The sequence below is a fragment of the Streptomyces sp. Act143 genome, assembly GCF_003143935.1.
Taxonomy (GTDB): Bacteria; Actinomycetota; Actinomycetes; order Streptomycetales; family Streptomycetaceae; genus Streptomyces.
The window spans coordinates 3,458,080-3,482,546 of record NZ_QFRX01000001.1 but is presented as its reverse complement, the minus strand read 5'-3'; the positions used below and the strand labels follow the sequence as shown (position 1 = coordinate 3,482,546).

Here is a 24,467-nt window from a genome sequence, read left to right as displayed (position 1 = left end):
TCCGTACGGTGCGGAGCATGGGAACGAAGACTGTTGACGAGACCGGGGCCGAGACGGGCCCCGAGACCAAGGCCGACGAGGAGACGGTGGCCGCCACCGATCTGACCAAGGCCGACCCGACCGGTGACGACACGGACGCGACGGACGCGACGGACGCGACGGACGAGGTGACCGACGAGGACCTCCTGGCGTCCGAGGGCGCTGCCGGAGACGCCTCCGAGGGCCCCACCGGCGTCGGCCAGGGCGCGGGCGCCGTGGTCTCCGCCGTGCTCGGCCTCGTCTCGCTCACCGGCGGCTGGATCGGCACCGTCGCCGCCGCCCGCGAGACCCTGGTCGGCCAGTTGCAGACCTCGTCGACCGCGAGTGTCGCCAAGCAGGTCAAGGAGGTGTACGGCGACGCCTGGCACACCACCGCGGTGTGGGGCGGCCTCTTCGCGCTCGCCGCGCTCTGCGTCGGCGCCTTCGTGCTGGCCCGGCCCGCCTTCGGGGCGCCCGGCAAGCCGCAGGCCGTCTGGATCAAGTCGGTCGCCTGGGCGGGCGTCTCGCTCGGTGTCATCGGCCTGCTCCTGGCCGTCCTCAAGTACACCGACATCCTGCTGGGGCTGCCCTCCACCAGCTGAGTCGCCGCAGAGTCGGCCCAGGTCAAGAGGGGTCTTAGTCCTGCCGTAAGCACCTTAGGCAGGGTCTGAGGCCCCTCACGCACGTCTAAGGCCCCGCAGGCCGCCGAAGATGCGGAACTCTCCCGATGTGGCGCACCCGCCTTGGAGACGAAGGTTGAGGCATCGCAGAAAGCGAAGCACGAAACCGAGTCCCACAAGGGCGAACAAGGGGTCCACACCATGTATGAGTACGAGCTCTCCCAGCTCCGTTCCGACGACCTGCTCCGCCAGGCCCGGCACCAGCGCCTGGTCCGCGAGGCCATCCAGGGCCGTCGCGCCGCCCGCCGTGAGGCGGCCCGCCGCGAGGCCGAGAGTGAGGTGCATACCGGGCGCCCCCGCCGGTACCGGTTCCTGCGCGCCGCATGAGCGCCGGGGGGAGGGAGGACGGCCGACAGCCGAGCACACAGACGGCCGTCCTCCCGGCAACCGAGGTACCACGCACTTCCGAAGTACCGCGCACCGCCGAAGTACCGGGCACCGCCGAAATACCAGGCACCTCCGAAGTGCCACGCACCTCCGCAGCACCGCTCACATCCGACGCCGTCCCGTACGCCGGGGCGGCGTCGGAGGGCGTTCTGCGCGGGGTGGGGGCGGCGGGCGTTCTGCGTGGGGCGGTGTCGCAGGGCGATGCCGCCGGTGTCGCCGCGCGGGGCGTGGCGTCCGGGCCGGCCGCGGTCAAGATCGCGCCGTCGGCGAAAACCGGTGCCGTGCCGCCGGACCCGCGTGCGATGCTCGGGCCCGTGGAGACCAGGTCCGTCAGTCCCGTGTTCGTCGGCCGCGCAGACGAGCTCGGCATCTTGAGCGACGCGCTCGCCCGTGCCGCCGCCGGGGAGCCCCAGGCACTGCTGATCGGCGGTGAGGCCGGGGTCGGCAAGACGCGTCTCGTCGAGGAGTTCGCAACCGCCGCCTGCGGCCAGGGCGCGGTCGTCGCGCTCGGCGGCTGCGTCGAGATCGGCGCCGACGGGCTGCCCTTCGCCCCCTTCTCCACCGCCCTGCGCGCCCTGCGCCGCGCATTGCCCGAGGAACTCGCCGCCGCGGCCGCCGGCCAGGAGGAGGAACTGGCGAGGCTCCTGCCCGAACTGGGCGAGGCCCCCGCCGGACGCCACGACGAGCAGAGCATGGCCCGCCTCTTCGAACTCACCGCCCGCATCCTGGAACGCGTCGCCGCCGACCGCACGGTCGTCGTCGCGCTGGAGGACCTCCACTGGGCCGACGCCTCCACCCGCCACCTCCTCGCCTATCTCTTCCGCACCCTGCGCGCCGGCCGCCTCGTCGTCGTCGCCACCTACCGCGCCGACGACATCCACCGCCGGCACCCGCTGCGCCCCCTGCTCGCCGAACTCGACCGGCTGCGCACCGTCCGCCGCCTCGAACTCGGCCGCTTCAACCGCGCCGAGGTCAGCCGCCAGATCGCCGGCATCCTCGCCGCCGAACCCGACCCGGCCCAGGTCGACGAGATTTTCGAACGCTCCGACGGCAACGCCTTCTTCGTCGAGGAACTCGCCGTCGCCGCCCACGAGGGCTGCTGCACCGGCCTCACCGACTCCCTCCGCGACCTGCTCCTCGTACGGGTCGAGGGGCTGCCGGAGAGCGCCCAGCGGGTCGCCCGGATCGTCGCCGAGGGCGGCTCCACCGTCGAGTACCGGCTGATCGCCGCCGTCGCCCGGCTCGCCGAGGACGACCTCATCGAGGCCCTGCGCGCCGCCGTCAACGCCAGCATCCTCAGCGCCGCCCCCGACGGCGACGGCTACCGCTTCCGGCACTCCCTGGTCCGCGAGGCCGTCAGCGACGACCTGCTGCCCGGCGAACGCTCCCGCCTCAACCGCCGCTACGCCGAGGCCCTGGAGGCCGACCCCACCCTGGTCGCGGCCGACGCCCGCGTCATGCGCCTGGCCAGCTACTGGTACCACGCCCACGACGCCGCGAAGGCCCTGCCCGCCGTCCTGGACGCCTCCGTCACCGCCCGCCGCCGACACGCCTTCTCCGAACAACTCCGGCTCCTGGAACGCGCGATGGAGCTGTGGGACAGCGCCCCCGAGGAGGTCCGGGACGCCCTGCGCCCCGTCGACTACACCGAGGCCTTCCCGCCCTGCGGCTGCGACCCGGCCACCACCCCGCTCCGCTACCTCGACCTCATGGCCGAGGCCGCCGTCGCCGGCCGGCTCTCCGGAGAGCGGGAGCGCGCCCTGAAGATCACCAAGCGGGCCCTCAGCCTGCTGGAGGACGACGACGACCCGGTGCGCGCCGCCTGGTTCTGGGGGCAGCGTTCCCGGCTGGTGCAGGCGCTGGCCCGGGGCGACGGGTGGCAGGAACTCGCCACCGCCCAGGAGCTGGTGAAGGGGCTGCCGCCCTCGGAGGTGCACGCCGACGTGCTCTCCCAGGTCGCCAACTGGTCCATGGTGCACGTCCCCGGACCCGAGGCCTTCACGGCCGCCGAACGCGCCGTGGAGTACGCACGCATGGTCGGCGCCCGCGAGACCGAGATGAGCGCCCGGCTCACGCTCGGCAGCCTCATCGTCCATGCCGGTGACCTCGAAGCCGGTCTGCAGGAGATGTACGAGGTCCGACGGCAGACCACCGAGAACGGCATGACCGCCATCGCGGCCCGTGTCTACGTCAACTTGCCCGACGCCCTGGAGGCCGTCGGCCGCTCCGCCGAAGCCGTGCCCATCCTGGAGGAGGGCGTCGCCCACACCCGGAGGTACGGGCTTCCCGACAGCGAGGCCTGGGTCTGGGGCAACCTCGCCGAGTCCCTCGTCAGCCTGGGCCGCTGGGACGAGGCCGCTGAGGCGGCCGGTAAGTCGGAGCATGTCGGCCAGAGCGCGAAACCCCGCGGCTTCCGCGCCACCCTCCGCGCCGAACTCGCCCTCGCCCGAGGTGACCTGGCCGAATGTGCCGCGCAACTCGCCTCCGCCCGCGCCCACTTCGGCACCCATGACCGGGCACCCCAGCATGAAATCCCCCTCGCTCGCCTCACCATCGGTGTCACCGCGGGCGAAGGCCGCCTCCTGGACGCCCGCGTCGAACTCCGCCGGGCCCTGGACGAGGGCTTCCCGCCCGACACCCAGCGCTACGCCTGGCCCCTGCTCCTGACCGCCGCCACCGCGGAGGCCGATGCGCTCGGCCTGCCCGCCGCCGAGGCCGGCCGCGCCGAGATCGTCCAAGGCATCCGCAAGGCCGCCAAGACCCTCGCCGTCAACGTGCCCGTCTGGCACGCCTACGAGCACTGGGTCCGGGCGGAACTGCGGCGCGCCGAGGGCCACAGCGACCCCGACGCCTGGTCCGAGGTCACCGCCGCCTTCGAGATGCTGGACCGCCCCTACGACCTGGCCCGCGTCCGCCACCGCCTCGCCGAGCCCCTCCTCGCCGTCGGCGGCGAGGACGAGCGCGACCGCGCCACCGAACTGCTCCGCCTCGCCCACGCCGTCGCCGACCATCTCGGCGCCCGCCCGCTGGCCGACTCGATCGCACGGCTCGCCCAGCGCGCCCGCCTCGGGCTGAGCCGCGTCCCGAAGCAGTCCCCGGCGCCCGCGGACCAGGCCGAGACGCTCGGCCTCACCGACCGGGAACGCGACGTCCTGCGCCTGGTCTCCGCCGGCCGCACCAACCGTCAGATAGCCGAGGAACTGTTCATCTCCCCGAAGACGGCCAGCGTCCATGTGTCGAACATCCTGGCCAAGCTCGGCGTCTCGGGGCGGGGCGAGGCGGCCGCGGTGGCCCACCGGCTGGGGCTGTTCTCCGCCGAGCGGCTCCCGAGTCGGTCGGCGAGGTGACGTCTTACGCTGTAGGTGACACCGACCCAGGGAGGTCCCGTGTTCAACCCCTTCGAGGAACTGTTCGCGCCCGGTCGCAAACACACTCGGGACGAACAGAACCGACTGGAACTGACTCGGGTGGATGTCGGTGACGGCGACCCAGGACACGGGCCGATAGATCTCTCCTCCGGAAAGGTCGTCGTACGCCGGCCGGAGGCGGCCGAGGCGGTCGAGACCTCGGAGGTGGTGCCGGAGGCAGGGGTGCCGGAGGAGGGCTGAGGGTTCTCGCCGGTCAGCTCACCTGTATCTCCAGGATCCGGTCGTCCCCGTCCTTCGGGTCGCCCCGCCCGTCCGTGTTGCTGGTGACCAGCCACAGTTTGTCGCCGCCCGCAGACACCACGGTGCGCAGCCGGCCGTACTCGCCCTTCAGGAAGGACTGCGGGTCGGCTGAGGCCTCCGTACCCTTCAGCGGGATGCGCCACAGGCGCTCGCCCCGGAGGCCCGCCATCCATATCGAGCCCTCCGCGTAGGCGATGCCGCTGGGGGAGGCCTCGTCCGTGGCCCACTGAGCCACCGGGTTGTGGAAGCCGGCGTCGTCCGACTTGCCCTCGGCCTCGGGCCAGCCGTAGTTGTCGCCCGGCTTGATCGCGTTGAGCTCGTCCCAGGTGTCCTGGCCGAACTCCGAGGCGAACAGCCGCTGCTTGGCGTCCCAGGCGAGACCCTGCACATTGCGGTGGCCGTACGAATACACCGGGGAACCGGGGAACGGGTTGCCCGGCGCCGGCTCGCCCTCCGGGGTCAGGCGCAGGATCTTGCCGCCGAGGGACTTCTTGTCCTGGGACAGACCGGTGTTCCCGCTCTCGCCCGTGCCCGCGTAGAGCATCTTGTCGGGGCCGAACGCGATCCGGCCGCCGTTGTGGATGACACCCTTGGGGATGCCCTTGAAGACCGTGTCCGGGGCGCCCAGCTGCTCGCCGGAGGGCTTCGCCTCCTCGTAGAGCATGCGGACGACGCGGTTGTCCGAGGCCGAGGTGAAGTAGGCGTACACCATGTGGTCCGAGGCGTAGTCGGGGGAGAGGGCCAGGCCCAGGAGACCTCCCTCGCCCGCCGGGGAGACCCCCGGGACCTCGCCCAGCACCGTCTTCTTGCCGGTCTCCGTGTCGACCCGGGTGACGGTGCCCTTGTCCCGGGAGGCGACCAGCAGGTCCCCGTCGGGCAGCGGGGCCACGCCCCACGGGGTGTCCAGGCCGGTGGCGACCGTGCGCAGCACCTTCGCCGAGCCCTGTGCGGGCGGTGTCTCCTCGGCGGCCTGCCGGGTGGGGGAGGACGAGCCGCCCGACGCCGTGCTGCCCGGTGGCGTACCGCCGTCGGCGGCGCCCCCGCTGCCGTCGTCCGAGGAGCAGCCGGCCGTCAGCAGGAGCGTGGTCGCGGCCAACACGGCCGTCACAACTCGACGTTGCACGATCTGGTCCCTTCGACGCGGCGGGTTCTACTTTTCATACACCGCTCGCGCCTCGCGAGTTCCCGATCTCCACGACCCGATGCACGAGGGCACCCACGACCTGGTTCCGGCGATCTGGTGGGTGGCGGTGGCCGGGGGTTTTGGAGGAGCGGAGGCCGACTGTCCGGGGGCAAGGGTGTTGGTGGAGCGGAGGCCGGCTGTTTGGTGGTGGCCGGGGGTGTGGGAGGAGCGGAGGCCGACTATCCGGCGGTGGCCCGGGACCCGTGCAGCCTTCCCTCACACCCCGAGATCTCCCCGCCCCACAAGCCCGCTCCGCCCCGGCGCCCCGCCCACGCCTCCGCCTCCGCCTCAGGAGCTCAGTCCCACGACCCCTGTGCCCCCGGCAGCTCCGCCAGCTCCGTCAGGTCCTGGGACGACAGGTGCAGGTCCGCCGCGCCGGCGTTCTCCCTCGCCCACCGCTCGTGCTTGGTGCCCGGTACCGGTACCACGTGGCTGCCCCGGGTCAGTACCCATGCCAGTGCGACCTGGGCCGGCGTGACGTTGTCGCCGTGTCGGGTCGCAATACGGCGGAGGGTGGCGATGATCGGCTGGTTGGCGGCCATCATCTCCGCGGTGAAGCGGGGGTGACGGGCGCGCAGGTCGTCCGGTTCGAAGCCCTCACCGGGGGTGAGGGTGCCCGTCAGGAAGCCGTTGCCCAGGGGCATCGCCGCGAGGAACCCGACGCCCCGGGCCGCGCACCACGGCAGCAGGGACTCCAGCGCCTCCGGTGACCACACCGACAGCTCCGCCTCCACCGCGCTCACCGGGAAGACCTGCTGCACCCGTTGCAACTGCCTGATCGTCGCGTCGTACAAGCGGGCGCCGGAGCGGCGGCCGCCGCGCGCTCCCATCGCGCACAGACCCAGCGCCCGCACCTTTCCCGCCCGCACCAGCTCCGCCATCGCGCCCCAGGTCTCCTCGACCGGGACCTCGGGGTCCGCGCGGTGCAGCTGGTAGAGGTCGATGACGTCCGTCTGCAGGCGCCGCAAGGACGCGTCACAGGCCCGCTTCACATACCCCGGGCGGCCGTTGGCCACGATGTGCTGCTCGCCCACCAGCAGGCCGACCTTGGTCGACACGAACGCGTCCCCGCGCCGCTCCTTCAACACCCGCCCCACCAGCAGCTCATTGGTGAACGGGCCGTACATGTCGGCCGTGTCCAGGAGCGTCGTGCCCGCGTCGAGCGCTGTGTGCACGGCCCGCAGCGACTCCTCGCCCCGTTGCCGTGACCCGCTGTACGCCCAGCTCATCGGCATACAGCCGAGTCCGACGGCCCCCACCGCGAGTGCCCCCGCGCCGATCGTCCTGCGCTCCACCTGCTCGTGACCCTCCTCTTCCGGCACCCCACAACCTAACCTCTGCGTCCTCGCGTACCTGACATAGCCTCGTGACCATGACCGCTGACGTGTGGCTTCCCATCCCGCCGGACGAGATCGCCGGGCTCCCCGAGGGCCCCAACTACCTTTTCTGGGACGGGGGTGAGGAGGGTGAGCAGGAGTTCCCCGGGGACCCGGCCGAGTGCGTCGTCTACGTCGTGCCGTACATGAAGCGGCAGGCCGTCAAGGTGCGCCCGCTGAAGGAGATGCGGAACCTCCAGCTCGTGCAGACGCTCACCGCCGGCGTCGACGACGTCATGGCACAGCTGTCCGACATCGCCCCCGGCGTACGGCTGTGCAACGCGCGCGGAGTGCACGAGGCGAGCACGGCGGAGCTCGCCCTCACCCTCACCCTCGCCTCACTGCGCGGCATCCCGGGGTTCGTGCGGGCCCAGCAACAGGAGCACTGGCAGGGCGACTTCCACCCCGCGCTGGCCGACAAGAGCGTGCTCATCGTCGGGTACGGGTCCATCGGCGCCGCCATCGAGGACCGGCTCGTGCCGTTCGAGCTCGCGCGGGTGGTGCGCGTCGCGCGCTCCGCGCGCACCACGGAGCGCGGACCGGTGCGCCCGCTCGCCGACCTGCCCGTTCTGCTGCCCGAGGCGGATGTCGTCATCCTCTCCACGCCTCTGAACGACTCCACCCGTGGCCTGGTGAACGACGAGTTCCTGGCCCGGATGAAGGACGGCGCCCTCCTCGTGAACGTCGCGCGCGGTGGCGTCGTCGACACCAAGGCGCTCCTCGCCGAACTGGAGAGCGGCCGCATCACCGCCGCCCTGGACGTGGTGGACCCCGAGCCCCTGCCCCAGGGGCACCCGCTCTGGCAGGCGCCGGGTGTGCTCATCAGCCCGCACGTCGGCGGGCCCACCTCCGCCTTCCTGCCGCGCGCAAAACGGTTGCTGGTGGATCAGTTGGGGCGTTTCGTGAACCGGGAGCCCTTGCGCAACGTGATCCTTACGACGGGTTCCGGCGATGCCGCGGCGGGCCCCGCGGGCGCCCAGGACCGCGGAACAGCAAGCACGTAATCCGCTTCCGGCACCCTCCGCAACCTTACGGACGCGGTCCGTGCCCACAACGCCGCTGGTCGTCACGGAGCGTAGAGGAACTATGTCCCTGAGTGACGAGACTGGTGTATCGTCCCGACAGGGGCTGCGCCGCGCACCGTTCGGCGCCGGGGATGGACATTGCAGACTGTGAGGGGGGCGACGGGCGATGCACGGCCTATGGACGAACGATCCGACGCGGCGGGGCAGCCGGCGGCGACCCTGGCACACGGCCGCGCACAGACGCGGTCACCACGGCAGCCACAGCTGCCGTCACAGCCATCACCACCGCAGGCACAGCGGCCGCAAAAGGCATGCGCACCCAGCGACCCGGGAGCCGCTGGACCCGGGGGCGCAGCGGACCTGGAGGGTCCGGTGAGCTCGCCGCCGCCTCCCACGACCACCCTCAACGGAGCGCTGCGCGACCGGCCTTCGCCAGGGGCGCTGCTGTCCCGTCCGCCGTCCGCCGACGGCGGGGCGAGCCTGGTCCATCAACTCGTCCTGGCCCTGATCTGCGCGGGATACGCCATCGGTTCCGCACTCGGCTGGGGTTCTGACGAACTCGCCCTGATCATGGGTGACTTCGGGCTGAGCGCCGCGGCGGGCATCGCCGCCGTGTCCTGCTTCCTCTACGCCCGTCGACGCCGTATCCGCTTTCGGCCGGCCTGGCTGCTCTTCGCGCTCTCCTCGGCCATGGCCTGCCTCGGCAACCTGGTCTGGGGGTGGTACGAGGTCGTCCTGGAGCGGCCCGTGCCGAGCCCGAGCTATGCCGACGGGTTCTTCCTGTGCTTCGCGCCGCCCGCCATCGTGGGCCTGCTGGTCCTCGCCAAACGGCCGGTGACGAAAGCCGGTTGGGTCTGTCTCGCGCTCGACGCCTGGCTGATCGGCGGCTCGCTGCTCACGCTGTCGTGGAGCCTCGCGCTCGCCCAGGCGGCCAAGTCCGAGGGGCCCAGCGTGGCCCACACCGCGCTGTCCCTCGCCTATCCGCTGCTCGACATCGCCCTGGTCAGCATGGTGCTCGCGCTGCACTTCCGGCGCTCGGCGATGAACCGCTCCGCGGTCAACACCGCGATCGGCGCGCTCGCCCTGACCGTGATGTGCGACGCCCTGTTCACCTCGCCGCTGCTGCACAACGACTACCGCTCGGGGCAGCTGCTGGACGCGGGCTGGTTCGCCGGCTCGCTGCTCCTCGCCTACGCCCCCTGGGCCACGCCCCGGCACGGGCACGGGGACGACGAGCCGCACACGCGCGTGGTGCACGAACACCTGCCGAGGCCGCGTGGCGGCATCCACCACCACCCGTCCCCGCAGGGGGGTGATCACAGCCGGTATCCGGCCGCCCGGCCCATCGCCGGCTCCCTGGCCGCCCTCACGCCCTACCTCGCCGCCGCCGTCTGCACGCTGGGCATCCTCTACAACGTGCTCAACGGCCGCAGCGTCGACCGCGTGGTGCTGCTCACCTGCGGCACCGTCGTGCTCGCCCTCGTGGTGCGCCAGGGCATCATGCTGCTCGACAACATCACCCTCACCCAGGAACTGGCCCAGAAGGAGAGCCACTTCCGCTCCCTGGTGCAGGGCTCCAGCGACGTCATCATGATCGCCGCACCCAACGGCATCCTCCGGTACGTCTCCCCGGCCGCCGCCGGGGTCTACGGACGCTCCGCCGAGGACCTGGTGGGTACGGAACTGGCCAACCTCATCCACCCGGAGGACCTGGGCTGCGTGGTGCACGAGGTGCGCCGCTTCCTCGCCGCCAGCCCGCTGGAGGAACCCACCACCCGCATCGAGTGCCGCTTCAAGTCCGGCGACGGCGGCTGGCTCAACGTCGAGTCCACCGTCAACCGCCACCACGGCGGCCTCATCTTCAACAGCCGGGACGTGACCGAGAGAGTGCGCCTCCAGGCGCAGCTCCAGCACAACGCCGAGCACGACCCGCTCACCGACCTGCCCAACCGCGCCCTGTTCACCAAGCGCGTCCAGCAGGCGCTTTCCGGCCGCCGCGCCTCCGACCGCGGCACGGCCGTCCTCTTCATCGACCTCGACGGCTTCAAGGCCGTCAACGACACGATCGGGCACCAGGCCGGGGACGAGCTGCTCGTCCAGGCCGCCCGCAGACTCCAGGACGCGGTCCGGCACGGCGACACCGCGTCCAGGCTCGGCGGCGACGAGTTCGCGGCCCTGATCGTCGGCGACGGCACCCGTGACCGCTCCGCCCGCGAACGCCACATCCTGGAACTGGCCGACCGGCTCAGGATCACGCTCTCCCAGCCCTACCTCATCGACGGCAACGATGTCCGGGTCGCCGCCTCCATCGGCGTCGCCTTCTCCGAGCCGGGCCTGGGTGCGGGCGAGATCCTGCGCAACGCCGACCTGGCGATGTACCGCGCCAAGTCGGCCGGAAAGGGACGCGTCGAGCTGTACGCGCCCCAGATGCAGCAGGACGTCGTACGCAAGGCGGAACTCGCCACCCGCCTGCGCGCCGCGCTGCACGACGGCGAGTTCGCGCTGCTGCACCAGCCGGTGGTGTGTCTGGAGGACGGCCGGATCACCTCGGTCGCCGCCCAGGCGCGCTGGCGTTCCTCGCAGGGTGTCCTGTTCACGCCCGCCGAGTTCCTGCGGGTGGCCGAGGACAGCGACAAGACGCAGGAACTCGGCCGCTGGATCCTCGAGGAGGCCGTCGAGCAGGCCGCCGAGCGGACCGGGACCGGGGTGTCCGTGCCGGTGACGGTCCGGATGAGCGCCCGCCGGCTGCTGGACCGCTCGCTGCCGCCCGGCTCGATCGAGGCCCTGCTGACCCGGCACGGGCTGCCGTCCGGGTCCCTGGTGATCGAGCTGTCCGAGACCGACCCCCGGGTCTCCCTGGACGAGCTGGAGCGCCGGTTGGCGGCGCTGCGCCGGCTCGGTGTCCGGATCGCGCTGGACGGCTTCGGCAGCGGATACGCGGCGATCACGGCGCTGCGCAGACTGCCCGTGGACATCCTGAAGCTGGACCGCAGCCTGGTCGACGGGGTCGTGGAGTCCGCGCGGCTGCACAAGATCACCAGCGGACTGCTCAGGATCGCCGGTGATCTGGGGCTCCAGTCCGTGGCCGACGGCGTGGATCTGCCGGAGCAGGTCGTGGCGCTGCGGGCGATGGGCTGTACACACGGTCAGGGGATGGCGTTCTCCGGCCCGCTGGACGAGTACCGGCTGCGCCGGGCGCTCACTTCCGGCCACTTTCCGGTGCCGCACGGACCGATCGAGCCGGCGTTCGCGGGCGGCGGTGCGGGGGTGTACACAAGTGGAGTCACCAGTGGCGTGACGGCCGTCCTCAAGGGCGGAACCGCAGTCCTCGGAGGCGGAAGTGCCCTTCGCTCACATAATGAGACTCCCGTCCCACCCACTTGACACGTGGTGCGCGCCGGGGGGAGGGTCAGTGCCATGCGCACCCGAATTCTCGTACTTGGAAAGCGCGTCGGCTGAAGCTGAGCCTCGACCGCTCAGCGACCACTCCCGGCGCGCTCCCCTCGCTTGCCTTCCGGCACGAGGGGTTTTTTGTTGCACCAGCACCGAACGTAAAACCGCCCACACCGCACGAACCTCGCAAAAACCCTCAGCATCGAGAAGAGAATGACGATGACCGAGCAGGCCACCGGGGCCCACCATCCGCAGCCGCGGCCCCGATCCGGAGGACAGCAGTCCGCACCCGAGCACGTCACGGGTGCGAAGTCCCTCATCCGCTCTCTCGAGGAGGTCGGTGTCGACACGGTATTCGGTATCCCCGGCGGCACGATCCTGCCGGCGTACGACCCGATGATGGACTCCACCCGGGTGCGCCACGTCCTGGTCCGCCACGAGCAGGGCGCCGGTCACGCGGCCACCGGTTACGCGCAGGCCACCGGCAAGGTCGGCGTCTGCATGGCGACCTCGGGTCCGGGCGCGACCAACCTGGTCACCCCGATCGCGGACGCGAACATGGACTCGGTGCCGCTGGTGGCGATCACCGGTCAGGTGGTCTCCAAGTCGATCGGCACGGACGCCTTCCAGGAGGCGGACATCGTCGGCATCACGATGCCGATCACCAAGCACAGCTTCCTGGTCACCAAGGCCGAGGACATCCCGCGGACCATCGCGCAGGCGTTCCACATCGCCTCCACCGGCCGCCCCGGCCCGGTGCTGGTGGACATCCCCAAGGACATCCTCCAGGCCCAGACCACGTTCTCCTGGCCGCCGGTCATGGACCTCCCCGGCTACCGCCCGGTGACCAAGCCGCACGCCAAGCAGATCCGCGAGGCGGCCAAGCTCATCACCGCCGCCAAGCGGCCCGTCCTCTACGTCGGCGGCGGCGTCATCAAGGCCCAGGCCACCGCCGAGCTGAAGGTCCTCGCAGAGCTCACCGGAGCGCCCGTCACCACCACCCTGATGGCGCTCGGCGCATTCCCCGACAGCCACCCGCTGCACGTGGGAATGCCGGGCATGCACGGTGCGGTCACCGCCGTCACCGCGCTGCAGAAGGCCGACCTGATCGTCGCCCTCGGAGCCCGCTTCGACGACCGCGTCACCGGCAAGCTGGACAGCTTCGCCCCGCACGCCAAGATCGTCCACGCCGACATCGACCCCGCGGAGATCGGCAAGAACCGCGCCGCGGACGTGCCGATCGTCGGTGACGCCCGCGAGGTCATCGCCGACCTGGTCCAGGCCGTGCAGAAGGAGCACAGCGAGGGCCACCGGGGCGACTACACCGCCTGGTGGAAGGACCTCAACCGCTGGCGCGAGACGTACCCGCTGGGCTACGAGCAGCCGGACAACGGCCAGCTCTCCCCGCAGCAGGTCATCGAGCGCATCGGGCAGCTCGCCCCGGAGGGAACGATCTTCGCGGCGGGTGTCGGCCAGCACCAGATGTGGGCCGCGCACTACATCGAGTACGAGAAGCCCGCGACCTGGCTGAACTCCGGCGGCGCCGGCACCATGGGCTACGCGGTCCCGGCGGCGATGGGCGCCAAGGCCGGCCGGCCGGACCGGACGGTCTGGGCGATCGACGGCGACGGCTGCTTCCAGATGACCAACCAGGAACTCACCACCTGCGCCCTGAACAACATCCCGATCAAGGTCGCCGTCATCAACAACGGCGCCCTGGGGATGGTCCGCCAGTGGCAGACCCTCTTCTACAACCAGCGGTACTCCAACACCGTGCTCCACAGCGGCCCGGACGACGTCAACCCGGACGCCCGCGGCACCCGCGTCCCCGACTTCGTGAAGCTGTCGGAGGCCATGGGCTGCTACGCGATCCGCTGCGAGGACCCGGCCGACCTCGACAAGGTCATCGAAGAGGCGAACTCCATCAACGACCGCCCGGTCGTCATCGACTTCATCGTCCACGAGGACGCCATGGTGTGGCCGATGGTCGCCGCCGGCACCTCCAACGACGAGATCATGGCCGCCCGGGACGTCCGCCCCGACTTCGGCGACAACGAAGACGACTGAGCGAGAGAGACGTAAAAGATCATGTCCAAGCACACGCTCTCCGTCCTGGTGGAGAACAAGCCGGGCATCCTCGCCCGGATCGCCGCGCTGTTCTCCCGCCGCGGCTTCAACATCGACTCCCTCGCCGTCGGGGTCACCGAGCACGCCGACATCTCCCGCATCACCATCGTGGTGAGTGTCGAGGCGCTGCCGCTGGAGCAGGTCACCAAGCAGCTCAACAAGCTCGTCGAGGTCCTCAAGATCGTCGAGCTGGAGCCGTCGAACGCCGTTCAGCGTGAACTCGTTCTGGTGAAGGTGCGCGCCGACAACGAGACGCGCTCGCAGATCGTCGAGATCGTCCAGCTGTTCCGCGCCAAGACCGTCGACGTCTCCCCGGAGGCCGTCACCATCGAGGCCACCGGCTCCAGCGACAAGCTGGAGGCCATGCTCAAGATGCTGGAGCCCTTCGGCATCAAGGAGCTCGTCCAGTCCGGCACCATCGCGATCGGCCGCGGTGCGCGGTCGATCACGGACCGGTCGCTGCGCGCGCTCGACCGTTCCGCCTGACGCCCATACGGGCGGCCGTCGTCGGCCGCCCGTATAGCGAGACCCCGAAACTTCACTTCACCCCGCCGTCATACGGTGGGACGCAACACCTGCACTCAAGGAGAGAACCCAAAGTGGCCGAGCTGTTCTACGACGCCGACGCCGACCTGTCCATCATCCAGGGCCGCAAGGTCGCGGTCATCGGTTACGGCAGCCAGGGCCACGCCCACGCGCTGTCGCTCCGTGACTCGGGTGTCGACGTCCGTGTCGGTCTGCACGAGGGCTCCAAGTCCAAGGCCAAGGCCGAGGAGCAGGGCCTGCGCGTGGTGACCCCGTCGGAGGCTGCCGCCGAGGCCGACGTCATCATGATCCTGGTCCCGGACCCGATCCAGGCCCAGGTCTACGAGGAGTCGATCGCCCCGAACCTGAAGGACGGCGACGCGCTGTTCTTCGGCCACGGCCTGAACATCCGCTTCGGCTTCATCAAGCCCCCGGCGGGCGTCGACGTGTGCATGGTCGCCCCCAAGGGCCCGGGTCACCTGGTGCGCCGCCAGTACGAGGAGGGTCGCGGCGTCCCCTGCATCGTGGCCGTCGAGCAGGACGCGACCGGCAACGGCTTCGCGCTGGCCCTGTCGTACGCCAAGGGCATCGGTGGCACCCGCGCGGGCGTCATCAAGACGACCTTCACCGAGGAGACCGAGACCGACCTGTTCGGTGAGCAGGCCGTCCTGTGCGGTGGTACCTCCGCCCTGGTGAAGGCCGGCTTCGAGACCCTCGTCGAGGCGGGCTACCAGCCGGAGATCGCCTACTTCGAGTGCCTGCACGAGCTGAAGCTCATCGTCGACCTCATGTACGAGGGTGGCCTGGAGAAGATGCGCTGGTCGGTCTCCGAGACCGCCGAGTGGGGCGACTACGTCACCGGTCCGCGCATCATCACCGACGCCACCAAGGCCGAGATGAAGAAGGTCCTGGCCGAGATCCAGGACGGCACCTTCGCGCGTGAGTGGATGGCCGAGTACCACGGCGGTCTGAAGAAGTACAACGAGTACAAGACCCAGGACTCCGAGCACCTCCTGGAGACCACCGGCAAGCAGCTGCGCAAGCTGATGAGCTGGGTGGACGAGGAGGCGTAAGTCCTCGAACGACGGGGCCGGAGCGGCATGCTCCGGCCCCGTTGTCCAACCTGTCCGACCACGGACGGGTGATCCTTCCGCAGCGGCGTAAAACGACGTTCGCGACGCCACTACACTGCTGCACTACATACGCGTCAGGCCCACAGCGTCGTGCGTCTTCCACGCGGCTAGCAACCCTCCACCGCCTGCGGCCGTCGGGACGGCCGTCCGCATTGGACATGTGAGGACTCACGTGAGCTCGAAACCCGTCGTACTCATCGCTGAAGAGCTGTCGCCCGCGACCGTCGACGCGCTTGGCCCCGACTTCGAGATCCGGCACTGCAACGGCGCGGACCGCGCCGAGCTGCTGCCCGCCATCGCCGAGGTCGACGCGATCCTGATCCGCTCCGCCACCAAGGTGGACGCCGAGGCCATTGCCGCGAGCCGTCGCCTGAAGGTCGTCGCACGAGCCGGCGTCGGCCTGGACAACGTGGACGTCTCCGCCGCCACCAAGGCCGGCGTGATGGTCGTCAACGCCCCGACCTCCAACATCGTGACCGCCGCCGAGCTGGCCTGCGGTCTGCTGCTGGCCACCGCGCGCCACATCCCGCAGGCCAACACCGCCCTGAAGAACGGCGAGTGGAAGCGCAGCAAGTACACGGGCGTCGAGCTCGCCGAGAAGACCCTCGGTGTCGTCGGCCTCGGCCGCATCGGCGCGCTCGTCGCGCAGCGCATGTCCGCCTTCGGCATGAAGGTCGTCGCCTACGACCCCTACGTGCAGCCCGCGCGGGCCGCGCAGATGGGCGTCAAGGTGCTGTCCCTGGACGAGCTCCTCGAGGTCTCCGACTTCATCACCGTCCACCTGCCCAAGACCCCCGAGACCCTCGGTCTCATCGGCGACGAGGCCCTGCACAAGGTCAAGCCGAGCGTGCGGATCGTCAACGCCGCGCGCGGCGGCATCGTCGACGAGGAGGCGCTGTTCTCGGCGCTGAAGGAGGGCCGGGTCGCCGGCGCCGGTCTCGACGTGTACGCGAAGGAGCCCTGCACGGACTCCCCGCTCTTCGAGCTCGACCAGGTCGTCTGCACCCCGCACCTCGGTGCCTCCACCGACGAGGCCCAGGAGAAGGCCGGTATCGCGGTCGCCCGCTCGGTGCGGCTCGCGCTCGCCGGTGAGCTCGTGCCCGACGCGGTCAACGTCCAGGGCGGTGTCATCGCCGAGGACGTCAAGCCGGGTCTGCCGCTCGCCGAGCGCCTCGGCCGGATCTTCACCGCGCTCGCCGGTGAGGTCGCCGTCCGCCTGGACGTCGAGGTCTACGGCGAGATCACCCAGCACGACGTGAAGGTGCTGGAGCTGTCCGCCCTCAAGGGTGTCTTCGAGGACGTCGTCGACGAGACGGTCTCCTACGTCAACGCCCCGCTGTTCGCCCAGGAGCGCGGCGTCGAGGTGCGGCTGACGACCAGCTCGGAGTCGTCCGACCACCGCAACGTGGTGACCGTGCGCGGCACGCTCGGCAGCGGCGAGGAGGTGGCGGTCTCCGGCACGCTGGCCGGACCGAAGCACCTGCAGAAGATCGTGGCCGTCGGCGAGTACGACGTGGATCTCGCCCTCGCCGACCACATGGTCGTCCTGCGCTACGAGGACCGTCCGGGTGTCGTCGGCACCGTGGGCCGCATTTTCGGCGAGGCCGGGATCAACATCGCCGGCATGCAGGTCGCCCGTGCGGCGGTGGGCGGCGAGGCGCTGGCCGTGCTGACCGTCGACGACACGGTGCCCTCCGGGGTGCTGGCCGAGGTCGAGGCGGAGATCGGCGCCACGTCGGCCCGCGCGGTGAACCTGGTCTGAGGGACCACGTAAGAAGGCGGGGCGTGCCGAGGTTCGACCTCGGCGCGCCCCGCCTTTCTGCCGTCAGGCGGACACTGTCTCCGGTTCCGCTTCCTGCCCCGGTTCCGCTTCCTGCCCCGGTTCCCGCACCTTGACGCCCCGCAGCATCACCGCCGCCAGTACCGCGGCCGCCGTCAGGAACACGGCTCCTCCGATCGCCGCTCCCTGCATCCCGCTGGTGAACGCCTCCCGGGCCACCGTCGCGAGACCCGGCACCCGATCGGCCACCGCCAGCGCCCCGCCCAGCGTCTCCCGGGCCACGTCCGGGGCCGAGGCCGGCATCTCGTGGCGGTAGACCGCCGTACCGATGGAGCCGAGCAGCGCCATTCCCAGCGCGCCACCGAACTCGGAGCCGGTCTCCATCAGGGAGGACGCGGAGCCCGCCCGCTCGGCCGGGGCGGCGCCCATCGCCAGGTCCATGATCTGGGACATCACGACGACACCGCCGACGGCGAGGACCGCGCACGCGGTCAGCACCAGCCACAGCGAGTCCGTACCGGCGAAGGACAGGACGACGAACCCGGCCGCGGCGATGACGAAGCCCGCGGTGACGACCCGGGCGCGGGCGACGCCCTTCTGGACCAGGCTCGTCGCGACCGGCGCCGCCGCACCGATCGGCACCGACGGCAGCAGCGCCCACAGGGCCGCCTCCAGCGCGCTCTTGTCCAGCACCGACTGCAGATACTGCGTGGTGAAGTACGCCGACCCCATGATCCCGAACGCCGAGACGAGGTTCAGGGCGACGGCGGGGGCGAAGCCACGACCACGGAACAGGGCCGGGTCGATCATCGGTGCGGCCGTGGTGCGCTGGCGGCGGACGAACAGGGCCGCGAAGAGCAGGCCGACGGTGATCGAGACGACGTAGCGGACGTTCCAGCCCTCGGAGGGGATCTCCTTCAGGCCGTAGATCACGGGGAGCACGGCGGCCATGGACAGCGGCACGCTCAGCCAGTCGAAGCGGCCGGGGGCCGGGTTGCGGGACTCCGGGAGCAGGATCGGCCCGAGTGCCAGCAGCAGGGCCATCGCGGGCAGGTTGACCAGGAAGACCGAGCCCCACCAGAAGTACTCGACCAGCACCCCGCTCATCACCGAGCCCAGCGCGATGCCGGCCGTCATCACGCCGGACCACAGGCCGATCGCCTTCGCGCGCTGGCCGGGGTCGGTGAACATCGTGCGCAGCAGCGCCATCGTCGACGGCATCAGGGTCGCGCCGCCGATGCCGAGGACCGCGCGGGCCGCGATCAGGGTCTCGGCGCTGTCGGCGTAGGCCGCGAGCAGGGAGGCGGCGCCGAAGGCGGTGGCGCCGAGCAGCAGGAGCCGGCGGTGGCCGATGCGGTCGCCCAGCGAGCCCATCGTCATCAACAGGCCCGCCAGCACGAACGCGTAGATGTCGAAGATCCACAGCTGCTGGGTGCCGGACGGTTCCAGGTCCGCGCTGATCGAGGGGATCGCGAAGTAGAGGACGGAGACGTCCATCGAGACCAGGAGCAGCGGAAGCATCAGCACGCCGAGGGCGGTCCATTCGCGGCGTCCGGCACGGGGCGGGTTCGTTGTCATGCCGAGGAATGTACGCGCGTCTTAAACGCTTGTCTAGAACGCTTGTGTAAGTCGCTCGTATAGGACGGTTGTATAAGTCCGGGCTAGGATGACGGCATGGGACACCGTGAGGATCTGCTCGAAGGCGCCAAGCGCTGCCTGCTGGCCAAGGGCTTCACGCGCACGACGGCGCGCGACATCGTCAAGGAGTCGGGGACCAACCTCGCCTCGATCGGCTACCACTACGGCTCGAAGGACGCCCTGCTGGTGCAGGCGTACGTCTCCCTCATCGAGGGCATGGGACACCGCTTCGAGCCCGGCTGGGGAGCGGGCGGTGCGACGCACACGGCACCGGGCTCCCTGGAGCGCTTCCACGAGGTGTGGACGAACATCGTCGGCGCCGTCGGCGAATCGCGGGCGATCTGGATGCTCAGCTTCGAGGTGGTCATGCAGGGGGAGCGGCTGGCGGAGATCCGGCGGATGCTCGTCGAGGCGGAGGAGCAGGGCAGGTCGGGGCTGCTGCCCCTGTTCAACGGCCTCCCGGAGGAGGAGCAGGACAAGGAGACCGTCGACTCCGAGGGCCGCTTCTACCAGACGCTGCTCCAGGGCCTCATGGTCCAGTGGGTCTTCAACCCGGACACTGCGACCGACGCCGACCAGCTCACCGAGGGCCTGCGGCGCGTGATCGCCGGCGTCAACGCGAGCTGATCCGCCCGTCCCGCATCGTCAGCACCCGGTCCGCGAAGTGCCGTACGACCGCGCGGTCATGGCAGATGAACAGGTACGCCAGGCCCAGCTCGTCCTGGAGGTCGGCGAGCAGGTTCAGCATCCCGGCGCGGACCGAGGGGTCCAGTGCCGACACCGGTTCGTCCAGCACCAGCAGGCGCGGGCCGGCGGCCAGCGCGCGGGCGATCCCGGCGCGTTGGCACTGGCCGCCGGAGAGTTCGTGCGGGCGCCGGTCGCCGTACGACGGGTCCAGGCCGACGCGGCCGAGGAGTTCGGCGACCTGGGTGCGGGTGGGGCGCAGGCCCCGGGGGCGCAGCGGCTCCGCCACCGCGTCCCGGATGCGGTGGCGAGGGTTCAACGAGCCGTACGGGTCCTGGAAAACAGGCTGCATACGGGGGCGGAGCGGGCGGAGTTCGCGTTCGGTGAGCCCCGACAACTCCCGCCCCTCGAAGCGCACTTCGCCGCTGTCCGGGCGGCGCAGTTGCAGCACGGCCATGGCTGTCGACGACTTGCCGCAGCCGGAGGGGCCTTCGACGGCCAGGGTCTCGCCCGCCTCCAGGGAGAAGGAGACGTGGTCGACGGCCGTCACCGTGCCGTAGCGGACGACGAGGTCGCGGACGTCGAGCAGCGGGGTGCTCATACCTTCTCCCGGTGGTGGCAGGCGACTTCCCGGCCGTCCACCCGCTCCGGCCGCGGTTCCTCGCGGCCGCACAGCTCCGTGGCGTGCGCGCAGCGAGGCGCGAAGGCGCAGCCCGGCGGAAGCGCGTCCGGCGTCGGGGGTGTGCCGGCAAGGGTGGGCAGGCGGCGGGCCCGCGGATGGTGCGGCTGTGGCAGGCAAGCCAGCAGGCCCGCTGTGTAGGGGGCCAACGGGCGGTCCAACACGTCCCGGACCGGCCCGAGTTCGGTCATCCGCCCCGCGTACATGATCAGCGCGCGGTCCGCGAACCGCCGTACCGCGTCCAGGTCGTGCGTGACCAGCACGAGCGCCGCGCCGACGGCTTCCCGCTGCTCGGTGAGGAGCCCCAGCACCTGGTCCCGGCGCTCCTCGTCGAGCGCCGTGGTGGGCTCGTCGGCGATCAGGACGTCCGGTTCGTTGATCGTGGCCATCGCGACGACCGCGCGCTGCCGCATGCCGCCGGAGAACTCGTGCGGATACGACCGGGCCCGGCGCGCGGCGTCCGGGATGCCCACCCGGTCGAGCGCGGCCACCGCCCTCACCCTGGCCTCCGCACGGGAGACGCGGGTCACCGACCGTACTGCGGCGGCGAGTTGCTCGCCCACGGGGTGCACGGGGGAGAGGGCGGACAGGGCGTCCTGCGGGACGAGGGCGATACGGCGGCCGCGGGCGCCCGACAGGTCCGGGTGCACGGAGCCGGTTCGAGCGGCCCCCGCCGGGAGCATCCCGAGCAGGGCCCTCGCGGTCAGGGACTTGCCCGCCCCCGACTCGCCCACGAGCGCGAGGACTTCGGCCGCGTGGACGTCGAAGGAGAGTCCGCGGACGACCTCGACGCCGCCGAAGGCGATGCGCAGGTCCCGTACGGAGAGCAGAGGTTCAGGCGGCAGCAAGGGGCACCTTCCCTGTGTCGTCGCCACGAGGCGCTCGGCGCCCCTGCGCGTACGCCGCCCCCGACACCGCGAGGCCCGCCAGCAGGGCCAGGGCCGCCGCGGGGGCGAGCGCGGCCCAGGGGGCGCGTTCGACGTAGGCGCGGGACTCGTCCAGGAGCAGGCCCCACTCCGGGGCGGGCGGCTGGGCGCCGAGGCCGAGGAAGCCCAGGGAGGCCAGGGCGAGGGCGATGCCGGGCAGGCGGAGGAGGGCGTGCCGGGCCACCGGGGCGGCGACCGACGGCAGGACGTGCCGGGTGAGGATCCACAACGGGGGTGCGCCGATGGCCCGTTGAGCGGTGAGGAAGGCGGACGCCCGTACCTCCTGGACCAGGGCCGCCGCGTGCGCGGCCAGTGGCGGCCAGGAGATCAGGGCGACCGCGAGGGCCGCGCCGCCGGTGCCGGGGCCCGCGGTCGCGGCGACCAGGATGCCGACGATGACCGGCGGGAGGGCGTTGGCGATGTCGGCCGCGCCCGCGGCGACGCCTGGCAGGAAGCCGAGGGCGAGCGCGACGAGGAGGCTCAGCACGCAGACGGCGGCGGCCGTGCCGACGGTGGGGGCGGCGCCGTGTCCGAGCCGGGCGAGGACGTCGCGGCCGAGTCCGTCGGTGCCGAGGGGGTGGGACCAGGAGGGCGCGGCGAGCCGGTCGGCGGTGTGGACGGCGTACGGGTCGCGCAGCAGGCCCCAGCCGATGGCCACGGCGAGGATTGTGAACAGGGTCAACGGGATCGCCGGGTGTGTACGGACCGGGCGGGCCGGAGGCAGGGCGAGCGCGGCGTCACGCAGGGCGGGGCCCAGCAGCCGACGCCGTGTGAACGCCGCCAGCGCCCCGATGACCAAACCGAGCGTCAACAGCGCCAGCACCGATCCCTGGAGCAGCGGCAGGTCCTGCGACTTGGCCGCGCCGAGCGCCGTACGCCCGATACCGGGCACGGCGAACACGGTCTCCACGGCCACCGCACCGCCCGTCAGCCCGACCGCGGCCATCCCGAACTGCGGGACGAGCGGCGGCAGTACGCGCCTCAGCGCGGCGCCCGCAATGATCCGCCGGCTCACCCCGGCCCCCCGCCACAGCTCCACCCACCGCTCGTCCAGCACCCCGGGCAGCGCGTCCGCGACCAGCCGCCCGAGCAGCCCGCCGGCCGGCACCCCGAGGGCGAGCGCGGGCAGCACCAGGTACTCCGGCCCCTGCCATCCGGACGTCGGCAGCCACCCCAGCCACACCCCGCACACCAGCAGCGCGACGGTGGCCAGCAGGAACTCGGGCACGGCCGCGAGCATCGCCGCGAACGCCCCGGCCGACCGCCGGCCCCGCACCAGCACCGGCGCGACCAGCACACCGGCCAGCAGCACGGCCACCGCGAAGGCGGCCCCCATCAACGCCAGCGACACCTGAAGCCCGGCCCCGACCGACGGCAGCACCCCGGTCCCCGACACCCACGACGTACCGAGGTCCCCGCGCACCAGCCCGGACGCCCACCTCCCCAGCAGCGCCAGGGGACCGGCGTCCAGCCCGAGATCCCGCCGTACGGCGTCCAGCGCCTCCTTCGTCGGCTCCTGTTCGGCAGACCGGGCCCGCAGGACGGTGAGGGCGGGGTCCTTGCCGGAGAGCCAGGGGAGGAGACCGACGGCGGCGACGACCGTGAGCAGGCAGAGGGCGCGCGTCACGCCCGCCGCGCCGGGCAACGCCCTTGTCCAGGAGCTCACTTGACGTAGGTGTCCGCGGTGACCAGTTCGCGCTCGCGCGGGTCGTGCGCGGCGCCGACGACTCCGGCGGCGTCGCCCTGGATGACCCGCTCGTGGAGCATCGGTATCGCGGCGTCGGTCGCGAGGACGGCGGCCTCGGCGGCGGCGACCGCCTTGCGCCGGGCCTCTCCCGTGCCGGTCCCGGCGGCCTTCCGCAGCGCCGCGTCCACCCGGGCGTCGGCGAGCTGGGAGAGGTTGAAGGAGCCGTCGGAGGCGAAGTCGCTGTAGAGGTAGGCGGCCGGGTCGCCGGAGTCCAGGACGGTGGCGCGGGACAGGATGAACGCGTCGAACTCCCCGGCGAGCGCGTCGGTCTCGATGTTGGCGTACTCGCGGATCTCCAGCTTCACCCTGAAGCCGGCCTTCTGGAGCTGCTGTTGCAGCGTGGCCGCGACCTCCGGCAGTTCGGCCCGGTCGGTGAAGGTGCCGATGGTGACGGTCCGCCCGTCCGCCTTCGAGGCGGCGGGGCGCTGCACGGCCGACCGCAGCTCGGCGGCCCACGGCAGCGCCGGCCCCAGCAGCCCCTCGGCGACATCGGCGCGTCCCTCGTACACGCCCGCCACGATCGACTCGGCGTCGATCGCCTCGCGGGCGGCGGCGCGCAGGGCGGCGTCCCGGAAGGGGCCGGCGGAGGTGTTGAGGTAGAGGGTGTTGGTGCGCGGCATCGGCACCTCGGTGATCAGCTCCTCGTCGAGGAGCGCGGCCTGCGAGACCGGGACGGCCTCGACGATGTCGGCCTCGCCGCTGCGCAGGGCGGCGGCGCGGGCGGTGCCGTCGGGGACGAACTTCACGTCGATCCCGGGGGACTTGGCCTGCTCGCCCCAGTAGCCGTCGTAGCGGTCGAGGGCGGCCGAGGAGGTGCCGTTCACCCGGGTGAGCTCGAAGGGGCCGGTGCCGGCGCCGACGGGGTTCACGGTCTTCCCGCGGTAGGCCTTCGCCGCGAGGATCGACAGCTGGGGCGAGCTGAGCCGCTGCGGGACGAGGGGGTCCTCGTCGGCGGTGGTGACGGTGACGGTGTCGTGGTCCACCGCCTGCACGGTCAGCTCGACGCCGTCGAGGATGCGGGGCTTGGGGGCGGCGCCCGCGGCCTTGCCGAGCGACCGGACGACGGCTTCGGCGTTGAGCTCGCTCCCGTCGTGGAAGGTGACGCCGTCGCGTATCTCGAAGGTCCAGGTGCGGCCGGACTGCTGCCACTCGGTGGCGAGGGCGGGTGTGGCGTCCCCGTCGGCGTCGAGCTTCACCAGCGTCTCGGCCGTCGACCAGCGGGACAGCTTGAAGGCGTCGTCGGAGAGCGGGGAGAGCCCCGAGCGCGGGGGCTGCATCATCGCGACGCGGACGCGCTTGCCGTCGCCCTCCGCGGCGGACCCCGCCCCGGAGAAGCATCCGGTGAGCAGCGCGGACGTCGCCGTGAGGGCGGTGACGGGGAGCAGGCGGCGAGCGGGCAGGCGCACGGGACCCTCCGGGTAAAGGGGCGGTCAAGAGGTGGTGTGCGCCGACCGTAGCATGATGACAATCATTTTCAATAATTGCCCCGGCTCGCGGC

18 protein-coding genes are annotated in these 24,467 nt (G+C 71.8%); 11 read left to right on the top strand and 7 right to left on the bottom strand.

Translation table 11 applies throughout. The features are described 5' to 3' along the window. The first annotated feature begins 17 nt into the window (after positions 1 to 17). From DI272_RS15385 to DI272_RS15370, 4 genes are all read left to right on the top strand, one after another. Positions 18 to 620, top strand: coding sequence for a hypothetical protein (locus DI272_RS15385; protein ID WP_109495919.1), 603 nt, complete (start codon positions 18 to 20; stop codon positions 618 to 620). Positions 621 to 839: 219 nt separating this feature from the next. Further along, a complete protein-coding gene (locus DI272_RS15380; protein WP_109500854.1) occupies positions 840 to 1,025 on the top strand; it encodes a hypothetical protein in 186 nt (61 codons plus the stop codon). A gap of 362 nt (positions 1,026 to 1,387) precedes the next feature. Then, positions 1,388 to 4,432, top strand: a complete 3,045-nt coding sequence (locus DI272_RS15375) for an AAA family ATPase (protein ID WP_109500853.1) — start codon at positions 1,388 to 1,390, stop codon at positions 4,430 to 4,432. A gap of 39 nt (positions 4,433 to 4,471) precedes the next feature. Next, on the top strand, positions 4,472 to 4,693 hold the full coding sequence (locus tag DI272_RS15370; protein ID WP_109495918.1) for a DUF6191 domain-containing protein: 222 nt from the start codon (positions 4,472 to 4,474) through the stop codon (positions 4,691 to 4,693). Positions 4,694 to 4,706: 13 nt separating this feature from the next. On the opposite strand, the gene DI272_RS15365 is transcribed toward DI272_RS15370, so the two are convergent. After that, a complete protein-coding gene (locus DI272_RS15365; RefSeq protein ID WP_181387533.1) occupies positions 4,707 to 5,861 on the bottom strand; it encodes a sorbosone dehydrogenase family protein in 1,155 nt (384 codons plus the stop codon). A gap of 371 nt (positions 5,862 to 6,232) precedes the next feature. Continuing rightward, positions 6,233 to 7,231, bottom strand: a complete 999-nt coding sequence (locus DI272_RS15360) for an aldo/keto reductase (protein WP_109500852.1) — start codon at positions 7,229 to 7,231, stop codon at positions 6,233 to 6,235. Positions 7,232 to 7,308: 77 nt separating this feature from the next. On the opposite strand from DI272_RS15360, the gene DI272_RS15355 reads away from it, so the two are divergent. The 6 genes from DI272_RS15355 (at position 7,309) to serA (ending at position 17,277) form a co-directional block, all read left to right on the top strand. Continuing rightward, complete coding sequence (locus DI272_RS15355) at positions 7,309 to 8,316, top strand: 2-hydroxyacid dehydrogenase (protein ID WP_181387194.1); 1,008 nt, start codon at positions 7,309 to 7,311, stop codon at positions 8,314 to 8,316. Between the two features lie 393 nt (positions 8,317 to 8,709). Next, the gene (locus DI272_RS15350) at positions 8,710 to 11,721 is read left to right on the top strand and encodes a bifunctional diguanylate cyclase/phosphodiesterase (RefSeq protein ID WP_181387193.1); all 3,012 of its coding nucleotides are present in this window, start codon (positions 8,710 to 8,712) and stop codon (positions 11,719 to 11,721) included. A 228-nt stretch (positions 11,722 to 11,949) separates the two neighbouring features. Continuing rightward, a complete protein-coding gene (locus DI272_RS15335) occupies positions 11,950 to 13,797 on the top strand; it encodes an acetolactate synthase large subunit (protein ID WP_109495912.1) in 1,848 nt (615 codons plus the stop codon). Between the two features lie 21 nt (positions 13,798 to 13,818). Continuing rightward, complete coding sequence (gene ilvN, locus DI272_RS15330; protein WP_109495911.1) at positions 13,819 to 14,343, top strand: acetolactate synthase small subunit; 525 nt, start codon at positions 13,819 to 13,821, stop codon at positions 14,341 to 14,343. A gap of 113 nt (positions 14,344 to 14,456) precedes the next feature. Continuing rightward, on the top strand, positions 14,457 to 15,455 hold the full coding sequence (gene ilvC, locus DI272_RS15325; RefSeq protein WP_109495910.1) for a ketol-acid reductoisomerase: 999 nt from the start codon (positions 14,457 to 14,459) through the stop codon (positions 15,453 to 15,455). A 232-nt stretch (positions 15,456 to 15,687) separates the two neighbouring features. Further along, the gene (gene serA / locus DI272_RS15320; protein WP_109495909.1) at positions 15,688 to 17,277 is read left to right on the top strand and encodes a phosphoglycerate dehydrogenase; all 1,590 of its coding nucleotides are present in this window, start codon (positions 15,688 to 15,690) and stop codon (positions 17,275 to 17,277) included. Positions 17,278 to 17,340: 63 nt separating this feature from the next. Here the strand turns inward: serA and DI272_RS15315 are convergent, their stop codons facing one another. Next, complete coding sequence (locus tag DI272_RS15315) at positions 17,341 to 18,873, bottom strand: MFS transporter (RefSeq protein WP_109495908.1); 1,533 nt, start codon at positions 18,871 to 18,873, stop codon at positions 17,341 to 17,343. Positions 18,874 to 18,969: 96 nt separating this feature from the next. Between DI272_RS15315 and DI272_RS15310 the strand changes: the two genes are divergently transcribed. Continuing rightward, positions 18,970 to 19,560 carry a TetR/AcrR family transcriptional regulator gene (locus tag DI272_RS15310; protein ID WP_109495907.1) on the top strand — a complete coding sequence of 197 codons (591 nt, stop codon included), beginning with the start codon at positions 18,970 to 18,972 and terminating at the stop codon, positions 19,558 to 19,560. Here DI272_RS15310 and DI272_RS15305 read toward each other — a convergent pair. The 4 genes from DI272_RS15305 to DI272_RS15290 are packed head-to-tail and all read right to left on the bottom strand — an operon-like array spanning position 19,547 to position 24,375. Beyond that, positions 19,547 to 20,218: a dipeptide/oligopeptide/nickel ABC transporter ATP-binding protein gene (locus DI272_RS15305; RefSeq protein WP_109495906.1), complete on the bottom strand. Its 672-nt coding sequence runs from the start codon at positions 20,216 to 20,218 to the stop codon at positions 19,547 to 19,549. The genes DI272_RS15310 and DI272_RS15305 overlap by 14 nt on opposite strands. Continuing rightward, positions 20,215 to 21,144 carry an ABC transporter ATP-binding protein gene (locus tag DI272_RS15300; RefSeq protein WP_375138040.1) on the bottom strand — a complete coding sequence of 310 codons (930 nt, stop codon included), beginning with the start codon at positions 21,142 to 21,144 and terminating at the stop codon, positions 20,215 to 20,217. Before DI272_RS15300 ends, DI272_RS15305 begins: the two co-directional genes overlap by 4 nt. After that, a complete protein-coding gene (locus DI272_RS15295; RefSeq protein WP_258314570.1) occupies positions 21,131 to 22,888 on the bottom strand; it encodes an ABC transporter permease subunit in 1,758 nt (585 codons plus the stop codon). The genes DI272_RS15300 and DI272_RS15295 overlap by 14 nt, the downstream gene beginning before the upstream one ends. Continuing rightward, complete coding sequence (locus DI272_RS15290) at positions 22,885 to 24,375, bottom strand: ABC transporter substrate-binding protein (RefSeq protein ID WP_109495904.1); 1,491 nt, start codon at positions 24,373 to 24,375, stop codon at positions 22,885 to 22,887. Before DI272_RS15290 ends, DI272_RS15295 begins: the two co-directional genes overlap by 4 nt. Positions 24,376 to 24,467: the final 92 nt, after the last annotated feature.

Coding starts and splice junctions, on each gene's coding strand:
- DI272_RS15385 (WP_109495919.1), top strand. CDS start 18: ATGGGAACGAAGACTGTTGACGAGACCGGGGCCGAGACGGGCCCCGAG.
- DI272_RS15380 (WP_109500854.1), top strand. CDS start 840: ATGTATGAGTACGAGCTCTCCCAGCTCCGTTCCGACGACCTGCTCCGC.
- DI272_RS15375 (WP_109500853.1), top strand. CDS start 1,388: ATGCTCGGGCCCGTGGAGACCAGGTCCGTCAGTCCCGTGTTCGTCGGC.
- DI272_RS15355 (WP_181387194.1), top strand. CDS start 7,309: ATGACCGCTGACGTGTGGCTTCCCATCCCGCCGGACGAGATCGCCGGG.
- DI272_RS15335 (WP_109495912.1), top strand. CDS start 11,950: ATGACCGAGCAGGCCACCGGGGCCCACCATCCGCAGCCGCGGCCCCGA.
- ilvN (WP_109495911.1), top strand. CDS start 13,819: ATGTCCAAGCACACGCTCTCCGTCCTGGTGGAGAACAAGCCGGGCATC.
- DI272_RS15315 (WP_109495908.1), bottom strand. CDS start 18,873: ATGACAACGAACCCGCCCCGTGCCGGACGCCGCGAATGGACCGCCCTC.
- DI272_RS15310 (WP_109495907.1), top strand. CDS start 18,970: ATGGGACACCGTGAGGATCTGCTCGAAGGCGCCAAGCGCTGCCTGCTG.
- DI272_RS15305 (WP_109495906.1), bottom strand. CDS start 20,218: ATGAGCACCCCGCTGCTCGACGTCCGCGACCTCGTCGTCCGCTACGGC.